This is a genomic window from Rheinheimera faecalis (genome assembly GCF_021290965.1).
GTDB classification, from domain to species: Bacteria; Pseudomonadota; Gammaproteobacteria; order Enterobacterales; family Alteromonadaceae; genus Pararheinheimera; species Pararheinheimera faecalis.
This window is the reverse complement of the sequence record NZ_JAJOYT010000007.1, coordinates 1-23,401: the sequence shown is the minus strand read 5'-3', so window position 1 is coordinate 23,401 and position 23,401 is coordinate 1. Positions and strand designations below refer to the sequence as shown.

Here is a 23,401-nt window from a genome sequence, read left to right as displayed (position 1 = left end):
TTCCGCTGCAAAGGTGATGACACTATGTATAGAAAACCTTTAAATACCGCACCTACACATTAAGCGCAGGAGTAATTTACTAGTGTTTTTGCCATAGGTAACACGAAGCCTTGTCTGCTTTGTTTCTGCTCAATGAGCTCCAGTAGCTAATTTTATGTTTGCAAGTAGCAGTTAAAGGTAAGATAATGCAAATGAGAATTCATATCATCAAGATGTATTTAATGAAAAAAATCGTATTACTCACGTTAGTATTCGGCGCTTTAATGTTCGCCTTCATAGCTAAAGCATCTAATATAGTTGAATGCTTTGACTGCGATGCATCAAAAGAGAGTACTGCAGTCAGTAATTGGGCCTGGCAGTATATCCCCAATGCCTCGCTTACAAGTCCAGGTTCTGTAATAAGTAAAACGGTAACTGTGATTGATTTAGCACAGCGAGAAGCCTCTACTTATGAGGTGAAAAAAGCGAGACTTCCAGGTTCGCCTATGCAGCCAGCGGTTTATTCTGTTGCGTTATCTAAAGTTCAAACAGAAGCAACTATTCAAATGCAGATGAGCGAAATTGTCGCCGCTGATAACGAAATGAAAGCTGCAGCTAAAGCATTGGTTGTACCCAATAGCGTTGTATCCAACGCTTGGGAGTTTGTTAACTGTGCTTATTGTCAGACGAGAATTAGAGATTTCCTAAACAACAGTATTCCGGGGCAAATTGAAACGCTCGTGCAGGTTGTAAACCATTTCGCTCAGACATTAGGGTTAGTTCAAACGAGCTTACCGAACATTTTTAAAATGAATCTTGAGTCAGGAGGCAATGTCACCTTTAAATTAACGCTAACTAACTCGCCTGTAGAGTTAGAGATTGAGCTAATGTCCGTAACGGACGAAGGGGGAAATGTGGTGCCTTTTAATGCAGCAAACCTTAAAGGCCTTAACCTATACATCACCAATCCTGCTCAGGCAAATATCATCAACACTTTTATCATGCATTACAGTATGTATATTCCTGTCCGTACTGGTCGAGTCACAATCACTGATTGCTTACGGCCTGATTTACCGACATGTAAAGTTACTAATTGATGGAGGTGTAACAGGAAAGCTGGTGAGCAAAGTGGACGTGATTACTGATCTTTTCTGTATAAAATAAATCACCTCGGCCAAGCAGAACAAATAGACAAGAAGCCAGCACCAAAGTACTGGCTTCATTCCATGACAATAGATAGTTTCAATACAGCGAAGTGTTTTAATTTAATCCTTGAAGAACCCGCCAACCAACGCATTTAGCATTGATCTATAAGCCAAAATCAAGCACTCTGAAACCGCTTTCAATGACAATAAAAAGGACAGGGTTATGCTTTTTTTAAAGAAAAAACTAACAAAAACTGCTGGGGTATTCAGCCTGGTTTTAGCAAGTACAGCTTCAGGCTTCAGCTATGCCGATACCACAGCAGTTACGGCCACTACACCTCAATTGAGTGTGCAGTTATGGTCAGTCAAAGATGCGATGCAGGCCGACTTTGAAGGTACTCTGACAAAGCTTGCTGCAATGGGTTTTGATGGTGTTGAGTTTGCAGGCTTTTTTGGCAAATACGCCAATGATCCTGCTGGTTTAAAAGCATTTTTAAATAAACTGGGATTAAAAGCTTCAGGCGCTCACGTACCTTTTGAAAAATTAAGCCCGGAGCAACTTGAAGCGACTGTCGCTTTTTATAAAGCCATAGATTGTCATTATTTAATTATTCCAATGGATCAGCGTGCTTTTACTGTTGAAGGCGCAAAAGCTGTAGCCGCTGATTTAGCAGCAATTCAGGAAAAACTAACGCCTTTAGGTATGCAGGTCGGTTATCACAACCACAAACCAGAAATGCTGGGCGAAATGGGCAAAACGCCCTGGGATGTGATTGGCAAAAACACCAACAGCAAAGTGATTTTGCAGCAAGATGTGGGCTGGACTGAAGTAGCAGGCAAAGATCCGGTAGATTTTGTCAAAGCTTATCCGGGCCGCACTATTACTACTCACTACAAAGCGTCGGCTCCAGAGCCTGGCAATACTGAAGATCCTATTATTGGTAAAGACACGACCGACTGGAAAGCCTTGATCACTGCCAATAAAACTATAGGTGGTACTCAATGGCTGGTGGTAGAACAGGAATCTTACCCTGCTGGAATGACACCAATGCAAAGTGTTGAAGCTTCACTGAAAGGCTTGCAGGTTATTATTGCTGAAATGAAGTAACAACAGGTTTTGCTCATAAAAAAGGCTGGTATCAACCAGCCTTTTTGCCATAAAAAGAGCATTAATCCAGCTTACGAACCCAGATATTGCGGAAACTAACGCTGTCGCCGTGATCCTGCAATTTCAGTGGCAAGCAGCCATGCGCTTTCACTTGCGGCGCTCCTATCCATTCAGTGGTGCCAGCAATTTCAGTATGGTTTTGCAACAACACGCCATTGTGCAGCACTGTGACATAACCCGGTGATAAACGCTTTTCACCGTCAAAACGTGGGGCTTTGTAGATGATGTCGTATTCCTGCCACTCACCTGATGGACGGGTTGCGTTCGCCAACGGAATAGTTTGCTTGTAAACAGCACCAGCCTGGCCATTTGGATAAGTTTTATTCTGGTACGAATCTAAAATCTGGATTTCGTACATTTCCTGTAAAAAGATGCCGCTGTTGTTACGCAGCTGACCTTCTTTATCCATCCGATCTTTGCCGACACGCCATTCAAGATGCAACTGAATATCGCAAAACGATTCTTTGCTGCGGATATCACCAGTACCTGGCTTTACTGTGAGCACACCATCTTTCATAGTCCACTGTGCCGCAGCACCAGTATTCACGGAGGTCCACTGCGACAGGTTTTTATCCAGCAACTGTAGTGCATCTGAAGGAGCCTGGCCTTCTGCTGCAGTAACAACAGGCGGCACCGGAGTCCAGACTTCAGTTTTAGCAGCTAACGCATGACGTTCTGCTTCTGTTAATTTGCTGATATCAGTCGCAGCTACAGCTGCTGTGCTTAAGGATAAAGCAACGCCAATCCATACATAATTCATTATAAATACCTTAAAAAAGGCGGACTAAACCGCCTGATTGAAACCAAAAACAAGCGAAACCGGATCAGGTCGCCCAGGCGCGATCGCCCTTTTTATAAGGCATATTGCCATCATAACGGCCCGGTACAGCGACATAACGCAGCACTTCAGTTGCTCCCACTTTAGAAGTGAAAAACACCATCAGCGTCAGCTGTTTAAGCAAAGTGAAATAATGAGGTAACGGATTGGCAGCGGCCTGCTTCGCATCCTGATCCAGCCTCGACAGCAATTCATGTTTCTGCGGTGCAGTCAGTTGCATAAAGTCTTTGCCAAATTGTTTTTTAGCCAGAGCTTTGATGGTTTTTAAGCCTTCAAAAAATACCGTCTGGTATTTCAGCTCATAACAATCTGTCACCATCACGGCCATCATAGCGCCACAGCCTGCGTCTTTTGCCCCTGGAGTGCTGGTTTTTGGCAAAATGGTTTCAGCAATTTCGTCTAAAAAGGCAATATCAGACTGAGTAAAAAGTGCTTTACCCGCATCGGCTGATTTCAGGTCGGCAGCCCATAAATCACCACCCACCATAGCCACGCCAGTAGCGGCTGCAATCATTTTTAACAGGTCACGTCTGTCCATGTTACAGGTCTCCCTTTTTCAGTGCGTCTACTGCATAAGCAGCAGCTCGTGCAGTCAGCGCCATATAGGTTAAAGACGGATTCACACAAGAGGCTGACGTCATCGCAGCACCATCTGTTATAAAGACGTTGGGCGCATCCCAGACCTGGTTAAAGCCATTCAGTACCGAGGTTTTAGGATCGCGGCCCATACGGGCTGTGCCCATTTCATGGATACCTTTACCCGGATGGCATTCTCCATTAAAACCCTGAACGTTTTTGGCGCCGCCAGCTTCAAGAATGTCGATACCATCCTGCATCATATCTTTACGCATTTTGATTTCGTTGGCTTTCAGCTCAGCATCCATCGCCAGCACTGGTAAACCCCATTTGTCTTTGACAGTACGGTCTAACGAAATCTTATTGTTGTGATCAGGTAAAATTTCACCAAAACCACTCATACCTATAGTCCAGGTACCAGGTTCAGCCAAAGCATTTTTCAGATCGGCACCTATGCCCATCTCAGCCACGTTTCTCTGCCAGCCCTGACGGCTGGCCGCGCCCTGATAACCAAAACCACGTAAATAATCACGTTTATCACCGCCCCAGTTACGGAAGCGTGGAATATAAAAACCTGTAGGACGACGGCCAAAATAGTATTTGTCGTCAAAACCTTCTATCTCACCAAAAGCTCCGGCATTTAAGTGGTGGTCCATCACGTTGTGGCCCAGCTCACCGCTGCTGCTGCCTAAACCGCCTTCCCAGATATCTGTGGCTGAATTCATCAGTACCCAGGTCGAGTTAAAGGCTGAAGCGTTCAGGAACACTATTTTACTGGTGAATTCATAAGTCTGATTGGTTTCACTGTCCAGCACTTCGACACCACGGGCGCGTTTTTTGTCTTTGTCATACAGCACTTGAGTCACTATAGAAAAAGGCCGCACTGTTAAATTGCCGGTTTTCATCGCCACAGGCAAAGTAGAAGACTGAGTACTGAAATAAGCGCCAAATGGACAACCTAACCAGCATTTATTGCGGTATTGGCAATTGACGCGGTTTTGTTCAGGTTTTGGCTGAGAAATATTGGCTGTGCGGCCACAGATCAGATGACGGTTACCACCAAAGGCTTTTTTCAGTCGTTCTGATACAGATTGTTCTACCACGTTCAATGGAAAAGCAGGCAGGTACTGACCATCAGGCAATACATCCAGGCCATCCCTGTTGCCTGAAATACCAGCAAAACGCTCCACATAGTCATACCAAGGCGCCAGATCGGCATAACGTATAGGCCAGTCGACTGCTATGCCTTCTTTTAAGTTGGCTTCAAAATCAGCTTCGTTTAAACGGTAACTCTGGCGCCCCCACAATAAAGAACGTCCGCCCATATGGTAACCACGGAACCAGTCAAAACGTTTAATCTCTACATAAGGCGATTCATCCTCACGGGCCCACATGCCATAGGTGCTTTCATTCAGCGTATATTCCCGCTTCAGCACCGGATGCATGTTCTTCATCTTCTCTGTCGCCTTGTCGCGATGAGGATAATCCCAGGCTTCTTTAAAGGCATTGGTGTAGCCTTTGATATGTTCGATGTCACGACCACGTTCTAATAACAGAACTTTCAGGCCTTTTTCGGTCAGCTCTTTGGCGGCCCAGCCACCGCTGATGCCGGAACCGACCACTATGGCGTCGTAATGATTCTGCGCAACTGTCATCTTGTTGTCCCCTGTTGGGCGGGTTTGTACCAGTCATATCTGGATGACTTTGGCTACATGCCCTGTTTTCATTATGTTTGGCAAAACGGTCAGGCCGCTTTGTCCCGGTTTAAACGTCACAAATACGAATAGCCTGAGCCAGTGACTGCGCTCTGCCTTCTTTAGTTTTGGGTGTTGGTACAAATTCCTGCGCCAGATAGCCGGTAAAACCTATGTCACGAATAGCTTTCGCTATAGCGACATAATTCAGCTCCTGCGAGTCATCAATTTCATGGCGGCCCGGCACGCCTGCAGTGTGATAGTGGCCAAAATACTGATGGTTATCTTTGATAGTGCGGATAATGTCACCTTCCATAATTTGCATATGGTAGATGTCGTATAAAAGCTTAAAGTTCTGCGAGTTCAGCCGTTTACAAAGCTCGATAGCCCAGGCTGTGCCATCGGCCAGATAATCAGGGTGATCCACTTTGCTGTTAAACAGCTCCATTTGCAGCACCACACCACGCTTTTCTGCATGAGGTAAAATCTGTTTTAAACCAGTGACTGCATTTTGTAAGGCGGTTTCTCTGTCCATGCCACGGGCATTGCCACTAAAACAGATCAGGTTTTTATAACCAGCCTCTGCCACTAAATCTATCTGTGTTAAGTAGCGTTTTATCAGCTCCGGATGAAACTTCGGATCTGACCAACCATCAACCAGATTTAGCTCTGCACCATTACACATAGAGCTGTCCACGCCATGTTTTTTCAAGGTGGGCCAATCTTCAGGCCCGACCAAATCTATAGCGGTAAAACCTAAAGACTTCACCAGCAAACAAAGCTCTTCAATGGATAAATCACCATAAGTCCAGCGGCTGACTGAATGACGGATATTGCCTTTGAGCGCACCAGCTGTCGCAGGCGCTGCAGCTGCAGCACCTGACAGTAACAAACCAGAACCTAAGACCGAAGCACCAATAGCGCCAGCGGCTAGTTGCTTTAACAGTTCACGGCGCGGTAATTGCGGCTTCATGGCTGTTTGTCCTCTGTTTGTTGTTGCAGTGGCTCGTTTTTAAAGATAACTGCAAACAGCACCAGCACTACAGCAGCAAACACAGCAGGGAATAACCAGATGGAAGTCCAGTCTGTCGCTTCAGTTGTGGTGTAAGCCTGAGTAATTTGACCTGCAACGCTAAAGCCAATCAGCATACCTATACCGTAAGTGGCTAACGTGATCAGGCCCTGAGCCGCACTGCGGATTTTTACGCCGGCTTTGCTGTTGGTGTAAATCTGACCTGAGACAAAAAAGAAGTCATAACAAATACCGTGTAGCGCTATACCTACCACCAGTAACCATAAGCCCTGGCCTGCATCACCATAAGCAAACAGCACATAACGTAATACCCAGGCTGCCATACCTAATAATAAGGTCCAGCGAATACCAAAACGATTCAGAAACAGTGGTAAAGCCAGCATAAATAACACTTCAGACACCTGGCCCAGGGTCATTTTGCCTGTGGCATTTTCAACACCTATGCCTGTCAGGAAAGGGTTGGCATTCTGGTAATAAAAGGCCAGCGGAATACAAATCAGCACTGAGGCTAAGAAGAATAAGGCGAAGTTGCGGTCTTTTAACAGTGCTAACGCATCCAGCCCCAGCAACTCACCTAATTTTAGTTGTTGACCACGACCCGCAGGTGGTGTCGCAGGTAAGGTAAAACTGTATAAACCCAACACCAAAGACGCCACAGCACACATCAGGAAAGTATTTTTCAGCGCGCCGTCTGCTATAGCCTGCTGAGCATCCCAACCAAAGGCATAACTGATCACTAAACCAGCAGCTATCCAGCCGATAGTGCCCCACACCCGGATTTGACCAAACTCCAGTTCTGGTTGTTTTAACTGGCCAAAAGACACAGAGTTCACCAGCGCCAGCGTTGGCATATAAGCCAGCATGTAACCTAAAACCAGTGGATAAAAGGTTGTAAAATCAGCGGCCTGATACATAAAGTACAGTAAAACAGCGCCAGCTAAATGCAGCACACCCAACAAACGTTCAGCGTTAAAAAAACGGTCGGCTATTAAGCCGACTATAAATGGCGCAATAATAGCGCCCCAGGACTGAGTGGAAAAAGCCATACCAGTTTGTGGGCCAGTAGCCTGCAGGTTCTGGCTTAAAAAAGTACCTAAAGTGACAAACCAGCCACCCCAGATAAAGAACTGTAAAAACATCATGCTGCATAAGCGTATTTTTATGCTGTTCATTCGATTCGTCTTCCCCGTTGATTTTACCCTTCATCCTTAAAGCTGCGCTGTACTGACTGCATCATCAATGATTTTGGGTAAATAATGATTTCTTAATTTTTATTATGCGATTACGGTTTTAGCCCTAAGATCCGGCGGTTACGCGCCTCGTCTGTTTTAGCACCAGCAAAGTCATCAAAGGCTCTGCCAGCTTTTTCAATCAGGTGAGACGCGATAAATGGAGCCCCTTCGCGTGCGCCCTGGGTTGAATCTTTTAAACAACATTCCCATTCCAGCACTGCCCATCCGTCGAAATCATATTGGGTTAACTTGCTGAAAATACTTTTGAAATCAACCTGACCGTCACCTAAAGAACGGAAACGTCCTGGTCTGTTGACCCAATCCTGATAACCACCATAAACACCGCTGCGGCCATTAGGACGGAACTCAGCATCTTTGACATGGTACATTTTGATTCTGCTGTGGTAGCGGTCGATAAAATCTAAATAATCCAGTTGCTGCAGCACAAAGTGGCTTGGGTCGAACAGAATATTGGCGCGTGGATGATTGTTGGTGGCGGCTAAAAACATCTCGAAAGTGGCGCCGTCATGTAAATCCTCGCCTGGGTGAATTTCGTAGCAAACATCCACACCAGCTTCGTCAAAGGCATCAAGAATTGGCAACCAGCGTTTGGCAAGTTCGGCAAAACCCTGTTCCACCAAACCCGCAGGCCTTTGTGGCCATGGATACACTAAATGCCACAGCAAAGCGCCGGAAAAAGTCGCATGAGCTTTTAAGCCTAAATTCTGACTGGCTTTGGCGGCCAGTTTTAACTGCTTCACAGCCCATTGTGTGCGTTCAGCCGGTTTGCCACGTAAAGCTTCAGGCGCGAAGTTATCAAACAACTCGTCATAAGCCGGATGCACAGCCACTAACTGGCCCTGCAAGTGAGTCGACAGCTCAGTAATTTCAACACCTGCTGCACGGCATTTAGACTGAATCTCATCACAGTAGGCCTGACTGGTCGCCGCTAATTCCAGATCAAAAAAGGCCGGATTATTAGTCGGCACCTGAATGCCTTTGTAGCCTAAGTCTGCAGCCCATTTGGCCATACTGACCACGTGGTTAAATGGCGCTTCGTCGCCCATAAACTGAGCCAGAAATATGGCTGGCCCTTTCATTTTATTCATCGGTGTTCCTTGAGCCAGCATGCCGGCTAATCAAAAAGTTGAACGCTGCCTTTGCACTGACCAGCGGCTTAATCTGTCGCAGGAATTGACAGCCATTTTTCATTGCTATGCTGACTGCTGCTGACAGTTTCAATAAATGCCATACCCCGCATACCGGCTTTAATGCCTGGCACACCAGTAGGAGTGCCACGTTCGCCTGCACGGATAGCAGCTGCAAAATCACGGTACAAATTACCCATAGCTTCCAGATAACCCTCAGGGTGGCCAGCTGGCAGACGGCAACGACGTGAAGCTTCGGCACCTAAACCAGCCTGACCCGCTCCGGCACGCAAGACCTGAACAGGAGCGCCATGAGGTTTAATGATCAAGGTATTAGGTTCCATCTGATGCCATTCCAGCCCGCCTTTATCACCATAAATACGGATTTTCAGTGCGTTTTCTTCACCGGCACAAATTTGGCTTGCCAGTAAAACACCACTGGCGCCGCCGTCTGTGCGGAACAAAGCTGCACCATCATCATCAAGACGACGGCCCTCTACATGGCTTTTGAGTTCGGCACAAAGTTCGGTGATATGCTGGCCACTGATAAACTCCGCCATACCAAAAGCATGGGTACCAATATCAGCCATACAACCACTGGCACCAGCCTGAGCAGGATCAGTACGCCAGCTGGCTTGTTTGTTCTGACTGCTTTCTAAATCTTCGGTTAGCCAGCCTTGTGGGTATTCGACAAAAATTTTACGGATAGTGCCCAAAGTGCCGTTTTGTACCAGCTCTTTCGCTTGCCACACCATAGGATAACCAAGGTAAGTATGGGCCAGACCATAGAGGCTATTGCTGGCAATCAAATCTACGGCCAGTTGCTGAGTTTCAGCTAGCGTGACTCCAGCTGGTTTTTCGCAAAACACATGAAAGCCTGCAGCTATAGCAGCGCGGCTGATAGGCACATGCAGCTGATTTGGCGTCACTATCACCAAAAGCTGCATACGTTTGTCCTCAGGTAATGCAGCTTCTTGCTGCACTAACTCTTGCCAGCTGCTGTAGAGGCGATTCGGATCAAGACACAAATCGTCACCTGTGCGCTGATTGTTAGCGGCATCCCGGCTAAAAGCGCCACAGACTAATTCAATCTGGCCGTCCAGCGCAGCAGCATGACGATGCACTGCACCAATAAAAGCGCCTTCTCCGCCGCCGACCATACCCATACGAATTTTTTGCTTACCTGGGGTTTTCATGGTTTTTTCCCTGTGGTTTACAGACACAAACAGATAGTGACTGTAGATCAAAAATTGAAGCTGCAAAAAATGTAACGGATTACATTTTGTGTCGTCAATAGAAAATCCGTTGTTTGTCGCAAATCACGCACTTTAATTGCACAAACTCAAAAAAACATCGCACCAAATAAGAGCATTTGCACTAATTAAGCCTGAGCATTTCGGTAAAACTGCCTTCCCATTTATAAAAAAGTGCTTTATAAATGATATCGGTTACATGAGCTTTCAGATATTAATTAGTGCTTGAATATTGTCAGGCTAAACAGATGCATAGTGTTGAATATCCAGATAAAATCCGGAGCAAATCCATAAAGTGAAATACATTCATGTCTACTATTCGTGACGTAGCACAACTGGCTGGAGTGTCGGTGGCCACAGTGTCCCGGGCTTTGCAGCAGCCCGATTTGGTGTCACTGAAGACCCGAACTAAAGTGCTGACCGCAGTCAAACAGCTTGGCTATAAACCTAATTTGATGGCTGTAAAATTTCGCTCAGGTAAAACCCGTAATCTGGTTGTTCTGGTACCTACAGTGGCCAACGTATTTTTCGCTCGTGTGATCAGTGGTATGCAACAAGCCGCTCACGATAAAGGTTATTCACTGCTGTTATGTAATACGCTGGCAGATGAAGAAATGGAACAAAGTTATGCACGTATGGTGCATACCTCGCAAGCAGACGGTCTGGTTCAGCTGCGCGCTCATAATCCCTTTGCTCAACTGGACATGAAAATCGGCTCTGTGTTGCCTATGGTCAATGCCTGTGAAGTCTTAGACCGTATCGCCTGCCCTACAGTGTTATTGGATAACAGAGCAGCGGCCTGTGCTATGACCGAACATTTACTGGAACTGGGACACAAACGTATTGCGATGATCAAAGGCCCGGCTCGTAGCCCGTTAACCCGTGACAGGGTTGCAGGTTATAGAGATGCACTCAATGCAGCTGGCGTTGCTTTTGATGAAAGCTTGCTTTATCCGGGTGATTTTACTTTGCAATCTGGCCATAAAGCGGCCACAGAATTATTGGCTTTGCCCAATCCACCCAGCGCCATATTTTGCGAAAACGATGAAATGGCGATAGGAGCTATGCAAGGTATTAAACAAAGTGGTCTGAAAGTACCTGGTGATATCTCTGTGGCAGGTTTTGATGATATTTCTTTTGCCGCCTTTGCCGATCCGCCACTGACGACCATAGCTCAGCCCGCTGAAGAATTTGGTAGTACAGCGGTCAGCTTATTAATAGATTTAATCGAAGGTCGTCTGGGTAAAGCACCTAAAGTCATTTTACCTTTTGACCTTATTCAACGTGCCAGCACAGGTCCAGCTCCGGCTGGGTTAAGCTGACCTTAGTCACCAAACCAGCGCATATTCTGCTTGGGCAGGGTTAAGCTGGTTGACGCAACCAGAGCAGGAGCTAGCTATGCCATACGACCATTCGACCTTAAAACAAAAACCAGAACTGCTGGATCAGCAGCGCCGACAATTTCTGAAACTCAGCGCGCTGGGTTTGGGCGTGGCAGGTTTAGGTATGGCCTCTTTGCCATTATCTGCAGAAACTAAAGCATCAGCCACAGCTGCTAAAGTAGTACCAGGTTTACAGCTCTACACGCTGCGTGATCTGATGGCGAAAAGTGTGGCAGACACCTTAAAACTGGTGGCTGGCGTAGGTTACACTCAGGTTGAGTTTGCTGGTTATTACGATCAAAGCGCAACTCAGCTGAAGAAGATTATGGACAGCGAAGGCCTCTATGCTCCATCAGCTCACGTACCTTTGGATGTGATGCAAAAGGATCTGGATAAGGTGATTGAACAGGCCTTAGTCATGGGCCACAAGTATCTGGTGCTGCCTTATCTGATGGACACAGACCGCAAAACGATTGACCAATACAAAGCCTTAGCAGCCTTTTTAAACAAAGCCGGCGAGAAAATTCAGGCCGCTGGTATGCAACTGACTTACCACAACCACGACTTTGAGTTTATCAAGTTGTCCGGCCAGGTGCCTTACGATGTGTTACTGAATGAAACAGACGCCAAACTGCTGCAAATGGAGCTGGATTTATACTGGGTCGTCAAAGCAGGCCTCAGTCCACTGGATTTAATAGCCCGCCAACCTGGCCGTTTCCCACTCTGGCATGTCAAAGACATGGACAAAGCCGGTGCTTTTGCAGATGTCGGCAAAGGTGTGATTGATTTCAAACCTATTTTTGCCAAAGCCGATGCAGCAGGTTTACGCCACGCTTATGTCGAACGCGACCAAACCGACAACAGAGTGGAAACCATTCGTCAGGGTTTTAGCGCCCTAAGTAAATTATTAAGCTGAGCTTGTCTCAACTCCAGTGAAAATAACCGGACTTTTTAGTCCGGTTCTTTTTTGTCCGCAGCAAAAATTTACCAGCAGTTTCGCACTTCAAGTTGTTTATTTTCTGGTCAGACTTGACTTCATCTGAATTCAGAAGTAAAACGATTAAGAGATGAATTAAAAAAGTTCATCTGATGATGAAAAAAAGCAACTCTATATCGATATTTTATCCAGTTGCTTTTTTTATATCACAAAACTTAATCGATTAAGCTCGTCAGCCATATGGTCATCAAACCACAGACCAAAGGCAGAAAAGCCCTGAATGATTAATACAATTTCAGCATAGATAGCTGTACACATAATAAAAACATTTTGATGCACCATAAGTTGACAACAGGATAATTCGATATGAAAAGACAGATATTTAAACCAGCCTTGTTATCGTTGGCCGTTTCCTCAGCACTCTGTTCCGGTCAGGCGCTGGCACAGGACGCAGCCAAAGCAGCCGAAAAAGTAGAGATCATTGAAGTAAAAGGTATTCGTGGCTCTTTAATCCGTGCTCAGGCGGAAAAGATGGGCAATTCCTCCATAGTGGAATCCATCTCAGCTGAGGACATAGGCAAATTACCTGACTCTTCTATCGCAGAATCCTTGTCGCGTTTACCAGGTTTATCCGGTGAGCGTGTTGGCGGCCGTACTTCTGGTATTTCAGTACGGGGTTTTAAAGAAGACTTTACTGGTACTTCACTGAACGGTCGTGAGCTGATTGGTATTGGCGACAACCGTGGTGTGGAATACGATTTATACCCGTCAGAAATTATGACTGGCGCCACCATTTTCAAAACCACTGATGCCACCCTGATGGTGCAAGGCATTGGCGGTACAGTAGATTTAAGAACAGTTCGTCCGCTGCAGGCGAAAGAAACCTTAACAGTCAATGGGACTTACGAGGCGAATCAAAGCGACTCAGATAACCCTGAATTCGACAACAAAGGCAAACGTATTGCCTTATCTTTTGTTGAGAAGTTCGCCGATGACACCATTGGTTTAGCTGTTGCACTGGCATCAACTGAATCACCGAATAATCAGCGTAAATACGGTGTCTGGGGTTACAGCGAAAACGCTGCAGGACAGCTGCTGCCAACAGGTCTGGATACGCAGTCCATCAGTACTGAACTGGAACGTGACACCATCTCTGCCGTATTACAATTCCGCCCAAGCGACAAGCTCGATATCAGCATAGATGCGTTGGATATCGACTACTCAGACTCAGGTGTACTGCGTGGTTTTATCGAACCCTTCTCATCCACTAATGTGACAGGCTCTGGCGCAAATTCAACAGGTACACAAATCAATTCCAACCCTGTGCTTCGCACCGACCCACTGCAAAAAGACGGCAAACTGCAAGTCTTTGGTCTGAACCTTGAGTATCAACTGGATGACAACTGGTCGGTTGAACTGGACGTCGCATCCAGCGAATCTGAAAAACACGACTCGCGCGGCGAATCTTATGCAGGCCTGGCCCGCTCTGGCGCTTTAAATTCATCTCAGCTGGGAAGCCGCGAATTTATTATGAGCCCGGACGGTATCATCTTTACCGGCTCCAGCGGTTTGAACGCTTTTTCTGACCCGGCTTTATTGCAACTGACAGGTCCTCAAGTCTGGGGCGGTGGTATGGCGAACCTTGCCGACCAATTCACCACTCCTGTTTTACAAGCCAATGGCGAGCCATTCAGCTACTTTAATGCGCAGGATGGTTTCCTGAACTTTGCCGATTTTACTGAAGAGCTGAAAACCTATCGTCTTGAAACTGTAGGTTTAATTGAGAGCTCCTACTTCAACAAAGTAACCTTAGGTGTGAACTACAGCGATCGTTACAAAGACAAAGATAACAAAGGCTTTTTCGCCACAGCCGACTCTTATCCGTTATCTACATCTATCCCACAAAGTTACGTTTATGGTTTAGCCGATTTAAGCTGGGCAGGTTTTGGTCAGGTGGTGGCTTACGACGGTTTTGCGCCTTTCCGTGACGGTACCTACAGCTTAAACGACGCAGGTTTGCTTGAGCCTGATCGTTTAGGCGACACCTACAGTGTGGACGAAGAAGTCACTACTTTTTATATCAAAGGCGACTTTGAAAACGAAATAGCCGGCATTCCTTACACTGGTAATATCGGTCTGCAGTATGTCAGAACTGACCAGTCTTCTGATGGTTATGTGGGCATAGTAGGCGCCAACTTCGCAGTCTGCGATGCCAACAACGATCAGGTGATTGATGCCGATTGTCTGGTCAGCGACGGCGCCAGCTACAACCATGTGTTACCAAGCTTAAACTTAAGTTTTGAAGTTGCAGATAACAAGTTTATCCGTGCAGCCGCCAACAAAACTATCAGCCGTGCCCGTATCGATCAGATGAAAGCCTCAGGTTTTGTCAAGTTCGACCAGGGTATTGAGTCTATTGCCATCCCTAACACTATTGCAGATGTAGAAAACTACGGTACTCCATGGTCAAAATTTGCCGGTAACCCACAGCTGCGTCCGCTGGAATCCAATAACTTCGACTTGTCGCTGGAAAACTACTTTGAAGCTGATGGTTATGTTTCTATGGCCGTATTCTACAAAGATTTGGTGAACTGGACCCGTGACGGAGACAGCCTGATTAACTTCCGTAACGATGAAACCAACGCTGGAGCCGACTACTTTATTCCGGGTTTCCATGACCGTATTATCGACCAGGATGGCTTCTATGGTCCGGCTGATATTTTCTATTCAGCAGGTGATTTAGTCACGCCGCCTGATTATGGCTACTTCTCATTTTTTGAAGATGGTCTGAAAGGAAAAGTGAAGGGTTTAGAGTTCACGGCCAACACACCACTGAGTATGTTATCTGAAAGTCTGGATGGTTTTGGCCTGGCAGCCTCAGCGACTTTAATTGACGCCGAGCTGGAAGATGGCACCCGCATTCCGGGGCAATCTGACCGTGTTTATTCGGTAACAGCCTACTACGAAATGGAAGGTTTTGAGTTCAGGGTTGCAGCGACAGAGCGCTCAGATTTCAGCACCTATCAGCGTGGCGGTTCCAACAAAGTTGAAACTGCATCACGCAACGGCGTCACATTGGTTGATGCGCAAATCAGCTATGACTTTACTCAAAGCCCGTTCGATATGCTCGAAGGTCTGCGTGTGTCGCTGCAAGGTACCAACCTGACAGATGTGGATGAAGAAACAGTAGATGACAATGGCATAGTGACAACACGCCGCCAGTTTGGCCCGTCTTATATGCTGAACTTTAACTACTCTTTCTACTAAGAGCCACAGGACGTCACAGAACAAGCCCCTGATCACATCTATTGTTGTCAGGGGCTTTTTTGTAGCTAAACTTTAGCTACAAAATTACTAAATAAAACAATAAATTACCCAAGGAATAGCAATGCAAAAAGCCATCAAAAAACTTGTGATCGCAGGCGGTGGTACTGCGGGTTGGATGGCAGCTGCCCTGCTAAAAAAAGTATTTGGCGATACACTTGCTATAGAACTGGTCGAATCCGAAGACATCGGCATTATAGGAGTAGGTGAAGCCACGATTCCCCCCATCCAGATTTTTAATCAGTATCTGGGATTGGACGAAAAAGAATTCCTGCGGGAAACCCATGCCACCATCAAACTAGCGATCAAATTCGAAAACTGGCGGGTGCAAGGCGAAAGTTATTACCATACCTTTGGTGCGCCAGGCGCTACCCTTGGCGTGACTAATTTTCAGCATTATTGGCTGCGGGCTAAAGAGCTTGGACTAAAAGAATCCTTATGGGATTTTGATTTAAATTACCTGTGCTGTGAACAAGGCAAATTTAACAAAATCAAAACCCCTAACCCTGTGTACGATATGCCCTACGCCTATCATTTTGACTCAGCGCTTTATGGCAAATACCTGAGAAAACTGGCAGAACAAGCCGGAGTCACCCGTACCGAAGGTTTGATAGAGCAGGTAAAACAAGACGCTGAAACAGGTTTTGTAAAGGCCTTACAGCTCAAAGACGGCCGTGAAATCACCGGCGATTTATTTATCGACTGCACAGGTTTGCGTGGTCTGCTGATCCGAAAAACTTTGGGTGTTACCTACGAGCACTGGGACCACTACTTGCCAGCCAATAGTGCTTTGGCTGTGCCAACAGAACGTTTCGACACCACCCTGCCCTACACCCGTAGCATAGCGCACAGCGCTGGCTGGCAATGGCGTATTCCGCTGACGCATCGTAATGGCAACGGCATAGTCTACAGCTCCGGTTATTTAAACGACGATCAGGCCTATCAGACGCTGATGAATAATCTGGACTCCAAAGCTTTGGCTGAACCGAAAAAAATCAGTTTTGAAACAGGCCGCACCACAAAGCAATGGCATAAAAACGTGGTGGCTATTGGCTTATCCAGCGGCTTTCTCGAACCATTGGAATCGACCAGTATTCACCTGATCCAGTCCGGCATAGTGCGCCTGATGAAAATGTTTCCAAACCACGGCATCAGCGAGGCGCAAGTCAGGGCTTACAACGCTGAATCCAAAGACGAGTTTGAAACCATCCGCGACTTTATTATTTTGCATTATCACGTCAACGAGCGCGACGACTCCGACTTTTGGCGGGATATGCGCCAGATGGCTATTCCGCATCGGCTGCAGGAAAAACTGGCCTTGTTTAAAGAAACAGGCGCTATTTTTAACGATGCTAACGATATTTTCCGCGACTCGTCCTGGCTGCAAGTGATGTTAGGCCAAGGGCTTCAACCTGCTGATTATCACCCTGCAGTGCGAGCTTATTCAAAAGAGCAGCTGCTTGAGGTAATGCAGAATATCAGCACCGCAAAACAGCAACCGCTGCAAAAACTCACCAGTCACGACGAGTTTTTAGCTTTGTATACAAAGTCATAAGGTGCCCATTCGGCTGACTTTTATAGATTTACACCCAACTATCAAAGGATTTTATTATGAAGTGGATCTTGTCCTTGCTGCTGATACTAATCAGCACCTCGGCCTTAGCGGCAGAAAAAAACTGGCAACTGCAATCGCCGGATCAGCACATCAACTTAACGCTAAGTTTGTCGGATAAAAGCCTAACTTATAGCGTGAACTACAAAAACAAAGCAGTGATTAAGCCTTCAGCCTTGGGTTTTGCTTTTAAAGATCAGCCACTGCTGCAAGCCCACTTAAAAGCAGACAAAGTACAAAAGCAAAGCCACAACAGTAGCTGGCAGCCGGTTTGGGGCCAGCGTGCCACCATAGTGGATCACTACAACGAAATCAGCCTGGATTTAAGCGAACAAGGCGACAAAGCCCGGCAAATGCAGTTGGTATTCCGTGTTTACAATGATGGGGTCGCCTTTCGTTATCTGTTGCCAAAGCAGCCGCATGTAAACAAAGTAGTGATTAGCGACGAGCTGACCGAATTTGCTTTTGCTCGTAACTTTTCGGCCTGGTGGATCCAGGCTTATCAGGATCAGCGTTTTGAATATCAGTATCTGAACTCGGCGTTAAGCTCAGTCAATGTGGCTCATACCCCTCTGACTTTGCTGGATCAAGGCATAGCAGTTTCTGTGCATGAAGCAGCTTTGGTCGATTATGCCTCTATGACACTACGTAATATCACCGACAACCACATCACCTTAAAAGCCGACTTAGTGCCCTGGGCCAACGGCGATAAGGTTTACACTCAAACGCCTTTTCAAACGCCATGGCGCACTATTCAAATTACGGATTCTGAAGTGGCTTTACTGAACTCAGATCTGATTCTGAATTTAAACGAACCAGCGGCCAAAGATACAGATGTCAGTTACATCAAACCCGGCAAATACATCGGCATTTGGTGGGAGATGCATATAGGCGAAAAAGACTGGTCACCAGGCCTCAAACAAGGCGCCACCACAGAACGCGCCATGCAATACATAGACTTTGCCAGTAAACACAACATTGATAGCGTCTTGATCGAAGGCTGGAACAAAGGCTGGGAAGGCGACTGGTGGCAGCGCCCTCCTACCTTTAGTTTTACTGAAGCAGTCCAGGGTTTTGATATAGAAAAAGTAAATAACTACGCCAAAAGCAAAGGGGTAACTTTAACAGGTCATCACGAGACAGCTGCTGGTATCCAGTATTACGAAAAGCAGATGGAACAAGGTTTTGCTTATTATCAGAAGCTCGGTATTCCATCAGTCAAAATGGGTTATGTCGGCACCAGAGTGGACCAGAAGGAATGGCATCACGGCCAGTATATGGTCAATCATTTTCAAAAAGTGACAGAAACTGCGGCCAAACACAAAGTGATGGTCAACGCCCATGAAACAGTCAAAGACACTGGTTTAAGCCGCACTTATCCTAACCTGATGACACGGGAGTCTGTGCGAGGTATGGAATACAATGGCGGCAGCCCGGATACCGGTAACTTACCGAATCATACGGTGATCATTCCTTTTACCCGCGGTTTATCCGGTCCTATCGACTTTACGCCCGGTATCTTTAACTTTGACTATCAAAAATACAGGCCGAATAACAGAGTGCCCAGCACTTTAGCCAATCAATTGGCTTTGTATGTCACCTTGTACAGCCCGCTGCAAATGGCAGCTGATTTACCGGAGAACTATCAGGGCCACCCGGCTTTTGCATTTATCGATGCCGTGCCGACCGACTGGCAGCAAAGCATAGCGCTGCAAGGCAAGATTGGGCAGTATCTGGTAATGGCACGACAGGATAAAGACTCAAACAACTGGTATTTGGGTGCGACCAGCAACCAAGAGGCCCGCACTTTAGAACAGTCACTGAGCTTTCTGAAAGCCGGAACCCGTTATCAGATGATTGCCTATACAGATGCAGCCGACGCGCACTGGGAAACCAATCCAGAGGCTTATGAAATCAAGCGCAGTGAAGTAACAGCCAAAGATAAAATCACCCTGACATTACAAGCTGGTGGTGGCGCTGCTATTGAGTTTATTCCGCTGAAATAAAGCTTTCGCTATAACGCTAAAACAACAAAGGCAGCCTGGGCTGCCTTTGTTTTATGCAAAACCCTTAACACTTAATCATGCCCAAGCGCCAGTCGTCTGGCGGCAGGTTGCACAAAGTGATTCCACCACAGCCCCAGCATTAACAGCAACGCAAAACCTGTCGCCAGATAAAAACCATAACGCACATCCCCCATCGCATCACCAACTAAGCCCATCAGCAAAGGCCCTAAAGCTGCAGCCAGCGCGGTAAAAGCCAGAATTAAACCTGCAGCTGCGCCATGCTGCTGACGCGGAAAACAGCTGATGCCTTTGGAGTTTAATGTTGGGTACATCATCGACATAAAAAGCCCTGACAGCGGCATCAGCCATAAAGCGGCAGCGACGCCAAAATACATACTCAGCGCAAAACAGATAAAAATAGCGCTGCCAAACCAGGCTAATAACGCAGTCCAGCTAAAACGCAGCAATAACCACTCGGCGAGGAATCGCCCTGCGGTGCGCAGAATAAAAAACACCGTAATAGCGTGGGCGGCCAGTACGGTGAAGTTGCCATCATAACTTTGCAGTAAGGTTGGCAACCAAACAAAAATGGCGACTTCGGTGGCAACATAACAGGCGATGGCCAGCGAAAACCCCAGCGCATGTTTATCTTTCACCAGCGCCAGACTTTGCCAGACCGACGTATGCTGCTGTGGCTGATAGGCCGGATATTCCAGTCTGGACGCCATAATCAAAAGCACAGCACAAATCAGCCCAGCCAGAAGATACAGCTGAGTCCAGTCTAAAGATGCAGCTATTAATAACCCCACTAAAGCAGGGCCAAAAATAGCACCCAGACCAAAAAAACCTTCGACTCTGTTCATTAATCGGGTGTGGCTGTCAGCATCAGGGCTGACATCGCCCACTAACGCTAAAGCTCCGGTTTTAAATAAACCAATACTTAAACCACTGACACCTAACAGCAGCAGATAAAAGATAAAACTTTCACCAAAAATAAAAGCCACACAAGCTATAGCGTAAAGCGCCAAACCAGCCAGGATCACCTTTTTACGGCCAAAGCGGTCAGCATAACGGCCTAAAAACAAACCGGATAAACCAATAAATAACATAGGCACATAATGAAAAGCGGCGGCTTCGGTCAGGCTGAGCTGAAACTGCGCCACCACTTGCGGAATAATGACGCCCACTGCGTCTGTGGTCATAGCAAAGACAAAAAACATCAGACAAGTCATCCACTTCACCTGCGTAAAAGCACTGGGCGACAGCTGTGCTGTGGATGAAGGTGGCGAACTCGCATTTAAAGAGTGAAGGTGTTGCATGGGTCTACCCTGTCATGGTGCGCTTTTGTAAAGCGCTGGTTTTTATCAGGATCTTCGGCTTTATTCACCTTAGCCTTTTCAAAGGCAAGATCCATAAAATCCGGCGCGTTTCACCCTCCCCAGGGCAATACAACAACGCATCCGGTCTGTCAGATTATTTGTATCTGATAATGCTTTAAAGCTACAACTTAATCGTTTAAGTGGCAATAAAAAACTTCATCTATTGAGTAAATTTATTTCAGCTGGGGCAGGCGCATAGTGGCAGTCAGTTGGCCCCCCAAACAACCCGGTTCGTCATGCCTATAAATCTGAGGTAGATGTTTTGGTTGGTAGTCGCTCGTACTATATGTTATCAACACTGGGTACTATCAAACCTGTTTGATAAATCGACACTAAAATCAAATTGCATAAATGAGCCACGCAGCAAGATCTACCCTGAAGATCTTTGCCAAGGTCAGAACAAAGCAGCTGTCGCCATCCACCCTGTTTCAGAGGCTAATCTGACGAAACCCTGACTACAGACCTGTAGCCAAACTAACCTAAAGCGAGTGATGACAGATGAAAACAAAGCCGACGATCAGCAGTGCCGATTATGCCGTAGCCCCGGGTTCCAAGCTGGATTTGCACCAGCAAGCCACAGTGGCAGAGCCGTTCTACAGCTCGTCAAAAGACTATAAAAAGCAACTTAGCGACAGCACCAACAGCATGAAAAAGGCGCAGCAATTGTTTTATGCCGACAACCGTTATGCGTTGCTGATCATTTTCCAGGCTATGGATGCGGCAGGTAAAGACGGCGCTATCCGCCATGTGATGTCGGGCATAAACCCGCAGGGCTGCCGGGTGCACAGTTTCAAACACCCAAGTGCTACTGAATTGGATCACGATTTTCTCTGGCGCAGCCACTGCGCTCTGCCTGAACGTGGTCAAATAGGTATTTTCAACCGCTCATATTACGAAGAAGTGCTGATTGTGAAGGTGCAGCCACAGCTATTAGAGGCGCAAAAACTGCCGTACAAAAACCTTAACTCCGGTAGCTTCTGGCGAGATCGCTACCGTTCTATTGTTGCATCTGAAGCTCATTTGGTGCGCAACGGCACTCGTGTCATCAAGTTCTTTTTGCACCTGTCTAAAGAAGAACAATGCCGCCGTTTTCTCGACCGCATCGACAACCCCAATAAGAACTGGAAGTTCTCCGAAGCCGACACCGCACAACGCCAACACTGGGACAGTTATATGAGCGCCTATTCAGAGTGTTTAAGCAATACCAGCACCAAAGTTGCGCCCTGGTATGTGATACCAGCCGATGATAAGAAAAATGCCCGCTTAATCATTTCAACCATTATTAACGAAACGCTGGCCCGACTGGATTTAGCCTACCCACAAACCACTGATGCACGCCGGACAGAATTAGAAGATATTCGCACTAAGTTGCTGCAGGGTGAACTTTAGTCATGAGGAGTTGCGCCAGACCAATATACTGAGGTGCAAAAAATTATAGTGAGCACCTTCGGGTCAGGCTTTGTCCATTTCGCAGCAACCTCACTTGCGACGGCAACCTTTTGATTAGCAGCTCAGAAACCAGCCTGAATTTATAGCAACAGCTCATATAACCGACAAACGCAGTTGCTTATTGCTTATGTAGAATTTCAACAATACGGTCATACACTATTTCTGACACCAGCCAGGAGTTTCCACCGCTGGTGTTCACAAACTGAATAACTACTGCGTCAATATCCTTGTGGTAGCGTGCGATGCTTGAATACCCGGGCCAGAGCCCAGTATGGTCATAGACATAGATGGAGGAATAGATGTCTTGTTCCACAGCATCGAATAGCGTTCCATCATTTAATGCCCGAAGAAAAAGTCCTGTATCTTCGGCTGTCGCAACCATAGAGCCACCCGGAACTACAATATCCAGCATTTTTACGTCCCCTTCATAACCCCTGTAGTAGCCACTGGAAACTTTGCTCAGGTCCACCTCACTCAATCCTGCAAAGGTATGCGACAGCTGAAGAGGAGCCAGAATTTCACTACGGATATAGTCTTGATGAGCGTAACCCAATGTTTTGTCGAGAATACGGCCAATCAACAGGTAGTTGGTATTGGAATAGTCATAACTACTGTCCGGCTCAAATTCGGCGGGTTCATCGAGCACCAATTCAAGATACTCATTCACATCCTTCAATGACGTGGTCCATGGAAACTCAGGGTCGTCAATCCAATCAGGGATACCACTGCGATGCTGTAACAGCATTTTAAGGGTGATCTTGTTGGCGTTTTCTATTCGCCCTGCCAATTCCGGCAGGTGTTTTGTCAGGCTGTCATCTAAGGATAACTGCTGATGCCTGACCAATTTGGCTGTTGCGGCAGCAATATATAACTTGCTGATACTGCCAATTTTAAACAAAGCGTGCGGGTCTGCCGGTACTTTATCTTCTCTATTTTTCCAGCCTGCAGCATAAAACTGAGGAGCCTGACCTTTGATATCCACATAAACCACAATGCCATCCAGATCATATTGAATCGCATCATCCACTTGCTGTTGAACCCTATCAGGCAAAGGCGCTAAATAAGCACAGGCCGCAAGCCAAGGCACGAATATCACTACACAACTTATCGACACAACAGCCATGATGATTCGTAGCAGCCAAACTGGTCGTTTCGATGTGATCAAGTTGGAGAATCCTATAAGTTGTGACAGCAATTCGTTTTAAAGCCCGCAAGTTGGGGCAAGGTGCAAGACCTGACCCCAAAG

Annotated in this window: 17 protein-coding genes; 8 read left to right on the top strand and 9 right to left on the bottom strand. The window is 46.6% G+C overall.

The annotated features are described in order from the left end of the window. Nucleotides 1-221: 221 nt before the first annotated feature. Both LSG34_RS13060 and LSG34_RS13055 read left to right on the top strand, forming a co-directional pair. A complete protein-coding gene (locus LSG34_RS13060; RefSeq protein WP_233009541.1) occupies nt 222-1,076 on the top strand; it encodes a hypothetical protein in 855 nt (284 codons plus the stop codon). A 271-nt stretch (nt 1,077-1,347) separates the two neighbouring features. Then, nucleotides 1,348-2,232 (top strand): sugar phosphate isomerase/epimerase family protein, encoded by an 885-nt coding sequence (locus LSG34_RS13055; protein WP_233009540.1) that lies wholly within the window; start codon nt 1,348-1,350, stop codon nt 2,230-2,232. Between the two features lie 61 nt (nt 2,233-2,293). Here the strand turns inward: LSG34_RS13055 and LSG34_RS13050 are convergent, their stop codons facing one another. The 7 genes from LSG34_RS13050 to LSG34_RS13020 form a co-directional block, all read right to left on the bottom strand. Beyond that, nucleotides 2,294-3,052 (bottom strand): 3-keto-disaccharide hydrolase, encoded by a 759-nt coding sequence (locus LSG34_RS13050; RefSeq protein ID WP_233009539.1) that lies wholly within the window; start codon nt 3,050-3,052, stop codon nt 2,294-2,296. 64 nt (nt 3,053-3,116) lie between these two features. Continuing rightward, nucleotides 3,117-3,668, bottom strand: coding sequence for a gluconate 2-dehydrogenase subunit 3 family protein (locus tag LSG34_RS13045; RefSeq protein ID WP_233009538.1), 552 nt, complete (start codon nt 3,666-3,668; stop codon nt 3,117-3,119). 1 nt (nt 3,669) lies between these two features. Next, nucleotides 3,670-5,361, bottom strand: coding sequence for a GMC oxidoreductase (locus LSG34_RS13040; RefSeq protein ID WP_233009537.1), 1,692 nt, complete (start codon nt 5,359-5,361; stop codon nt 3,670-3,672). A gap of 109 nt (nt 5,362-5,470) precedes the next feature. Next, nucleotides 5,471-6,373, bottom strand: a complete 903-nt coding sequence (locus tag LSG34_RS13035; protein WP_233009536.1) for a hydroxypyruvate isomerase family protein — start codon at nt 6,371-6,373, stop codon at nt 5,471-5,473. Continuing rightward, the gene (locus tag LSG34_RS13030) at nt 6,370-7,605 is read right to left on the bottom strand and encodes a nucleoside permease (RefSeq protein ID WP_233009535.1); all 1,236 of its coding nucleotides are present in this window, start codon (nt 7,603-7,605) and stop codon (nt 6,370-6,372) included. The genes LSG34_RS13035 and LSG34_RS13030 overlap by 4 nt, the downstream gene beginning before the upstream one ends. A 110-nt stretch (nt 7,606-7,715) precedes the next feature. Then, nucleotides 7,716-8,774: a sugar phosphate isomerase/epimerase family protein gene (locus LSG34_RS13025; protein WP_233009534.1), complete on the bottom strand. Its 1,059-nt coding sequence runs from the start codon at nt 8,772-8,774 to the stop codon at nt 7,716-7,718. A 68-nt stretch (nt 8,775-8,842) separates the two neighbouring features. Continuing rightward, nucleotides 8,843-10,009 (bottom strand): Gfo/Idh/MocA family protein, encoded by a 1,167-nt coding sequence (locus LSG34_RS13020; protein ID WP_233009533.1) that lies wholly within the window; start codon nt 10,007-10,009, stop codon nt 8,843-8,845. A 365-nt stretch (nt 10,010-10,374) separates the two neighbouring features. On the opposite strand from LSG34_RS13020, the gene LSG34_RS13015 reads away from it, so the two are divergent. From LSG34_RS13015 to LSG34_RS12995, 5 genes are all read left to right on the top strand, one after another. Beyond that, on the top strand, nt 10,375-11,388 hold the full coding sequence (locus LSG34_RS13015; RefSeq protein ID WP_233009532.1) for a LacI family DNA-binding transcriptional regulator: 1,014 nt from the start codon (nt 10,375-10,377) through the stop codon (nt 11,386-11,388). 76 nt (nt 11,389-11,464) lie between these two features. Beyond that, nucleotides 11,465-12,364 (top strand): sugar phosphate isomerase/epimerase family protein, encoded by a 900-nt coding sequence (locus tag LSG34_RS13010; RefSeq protein WP_233009531.1) that lies wholly within the window; start codon nt 11,465-11,467, stop codon nt 12,362-12,364. A 387-nt stretch (nt 12,365-12,751) separates the two neighbouring features. Next, nucleotides 12,752-15,652: a TonB-dependent receptor gene (locus LSG34_RS13005; protein ID WP_233009530.1), complete on the top strand. Its 2,901-nt coding sequence runs from the start codon at nt 12,752-12,754 to the stop codon at nt 15,650-15,652. Between the two features lie 121 nt (nt 15,653-15,773). Then, nucleotides 15,774-17,264, top strand: coding sequence for a tryptophan halogenase family protein (locus LSG34_RS13000; RefSeq protein ID WP_233009529.1), 1,491 nt, complete (start codon nt 15,774-15,776; stop codon nt 17,262-17,264). A gap of 56 nt (nt 17,265-17,320) precedes the next feature. Next, the gene (locus LSG34_RS12995) at nt 17,321-19,327 is read left to right on the top strand and encodes a glycoside hydrolase family 97 protein (RefSeq protein WP_233009528.1); all 2,007 of its coding nucleotides are present in this window, start codon (nt 17,321-17,323) and stop codon (nt 19,325-19,327) included. Between the two features lie 71 nt (nt 19,328-19,398). On the opposite strand, the gene LSG34_RS12990 is transcribed toward LSG34_RS12995, so the two are convergent. Beyond that, complete coding sequence (locus LSG34_RS12990) at nt 19,399-20,646, bottom strand: MFS transporter (protein ID WP_233009527.1); 1,248 nt, start codon at nt 20,644-20,646, stop codon at nt 19,399-19,401. A gap of 558 nt (nt 20,647-21,204) precedes the next feature. On the opposite strand from LSG34_RS12990, the gene LSG34_RS12985 reads away from it, so the two are divergent. Continuing rightward, nucleotides 21,205-22,095 (top strand): ADP-polyphosphate phosphotransferase, encoded by an 891-nt coding sequence (locus LSG34_RS12985; protein ID WP_233009526.1) that lies wholly within the window; start codon nt 21,205-21,207, stop codon nt 22,093-22,095. Nucleotides 22,096-22,273: 178 nt separating this feature from the next. On the opposite strand, the gene LSG34_RS12980 is transcribed toward LSG34_RS12985, so the two are convergent. Next, nucleotides 22,274-23,278, bottom strand: coding sequence for a serine hydrolase domain-containing protein (locus LSG34_RS12980; protein WP_233009525.1), 1,005 nt, complete (start codon nt 23,276-23,278; stop codon nt 22,274-22,276). Nucleotides 23,279-23,401 lie beyond the last annotated feature (123 nt).

Bases quoted from the DNA above. Each gene is read 5' to 3' on its own strand.
- LSG34_RS13000 (WP_233009529.1), top strand. From the start codon at position 15,774: ATGCAAAAAGCCATCAAAAAACTTGTGATCGCAGGCGGTGGTACTGCG.
- LSG34_RS13050 (WP_233009539.1), bottom strand. From the start codon at position 3,052: ATGAATTATGTATGGATTGGCGTTGCTTTATCCTTAAGCACAGCAGCT.
- LSG34_RS13060 (WP_233009541.1), top strand. From the start codon at position 222: ATGAAAAAAATCGTATTACTCACGTTAGTATTCGGCGCTTTAATGTTC.
- LSG34_RS12995 (WP_233009528.1), top strand. From the start codon at position 17,321: ATGAAGTGGATCTTGTCCTTGCTGCTGATACTAATCAGCACCTCGGCC.
- LSG34_RS13035 (WP_233009536.1), bottom strand. From the start codon at position 6,373: ATGAAGCCGCAATTACCGCGCCGTGAACTGTTAAAGCAACTAGCCGCT.
- LSG34_RS13010 (WP_233009531.1), top strand. From the start codon at position 11,465: ATGCCATACGACCATTCGACCTTAAAACAAAAACCAGAACTGCTGGAT.
- LSG34_RS13055 (WP_233009540.1), top strand. From the start codon at position 1,348: ATGCTTTTTTTAAAGAAAAAACTAACAAAAACTGCTGGGGTATTCAGC.
- LSG34_RS13005 (WP_233009530.1), top strand. From the start codon at position 12,752: ATGAAAAGACAGATATTTAAACCAGCCTTGTTATCGTTGGCCGTTTCC.
- LSG34_RS13045 (WP_233009538.1), bottom strand. From the start codon at position 3,668: ATGGACAGACGTGACCTGTTAAAAATGATTGCAGCCGCTACTGGCGTG.
- LSG34_RS13030 (WP_233009535.1), bottom strand. From the start codon at position 7,605: ATGAACAGCATAAAAATACGCTTATGCAGCATGATGTTTTTACAGTTC.
- LSG34_RS13040 (WP_233009537.1), bottom strand. From the start codon at position 5,361: ATGACAGTTGCGCAGAATCATTACGACGCCATAGTGGTCGGTTCCGGC.
- LSG34_RS13025 (WP_233009534.1), bottom strand. From the start codon at position 8,774: ATGAATAAAATGAAAGGGCCAGCCATATTTCTGGCTCAGTTTATGGGC.
- LSG34_RS12980 (WP_233009525.1), bottom strand. From the start codon at position 23,278: ATGGCTGTTGTGTCGATAAGTTGTGTAGTGATATTCGTGCCTTGGCTT.
- LSG34_RS13020 (WP_233009533.1), bottom strand. From the start codon at position 10,009: ATGAAAACCCCAGGTAAGCAAAAAATTCGTATGGGTATGGTCGGCGGC.
- LSG34_RS12990 (WP_233009527.1), bottom strand. From the start codon at position 20,646: ATGCAACACCTTCACTCTTTAAATGCGAGTTCGCCACCTTCATCCACA.
- LSG34_RS13015 (WP_233009532.1), top strand. From the start codon at position 10,375: ATGTCTACTATTCGTGACGTAGCACAACTGGCTGGAGTGTCGGTGGCC.
- LSG34_RS12985 (WP_233009526.1), top strand. From the start codon at position 21,205: ATGAAAACAAAGCCGACGATCAGCAGTGCCGATTATGCCGTAGCCCCG.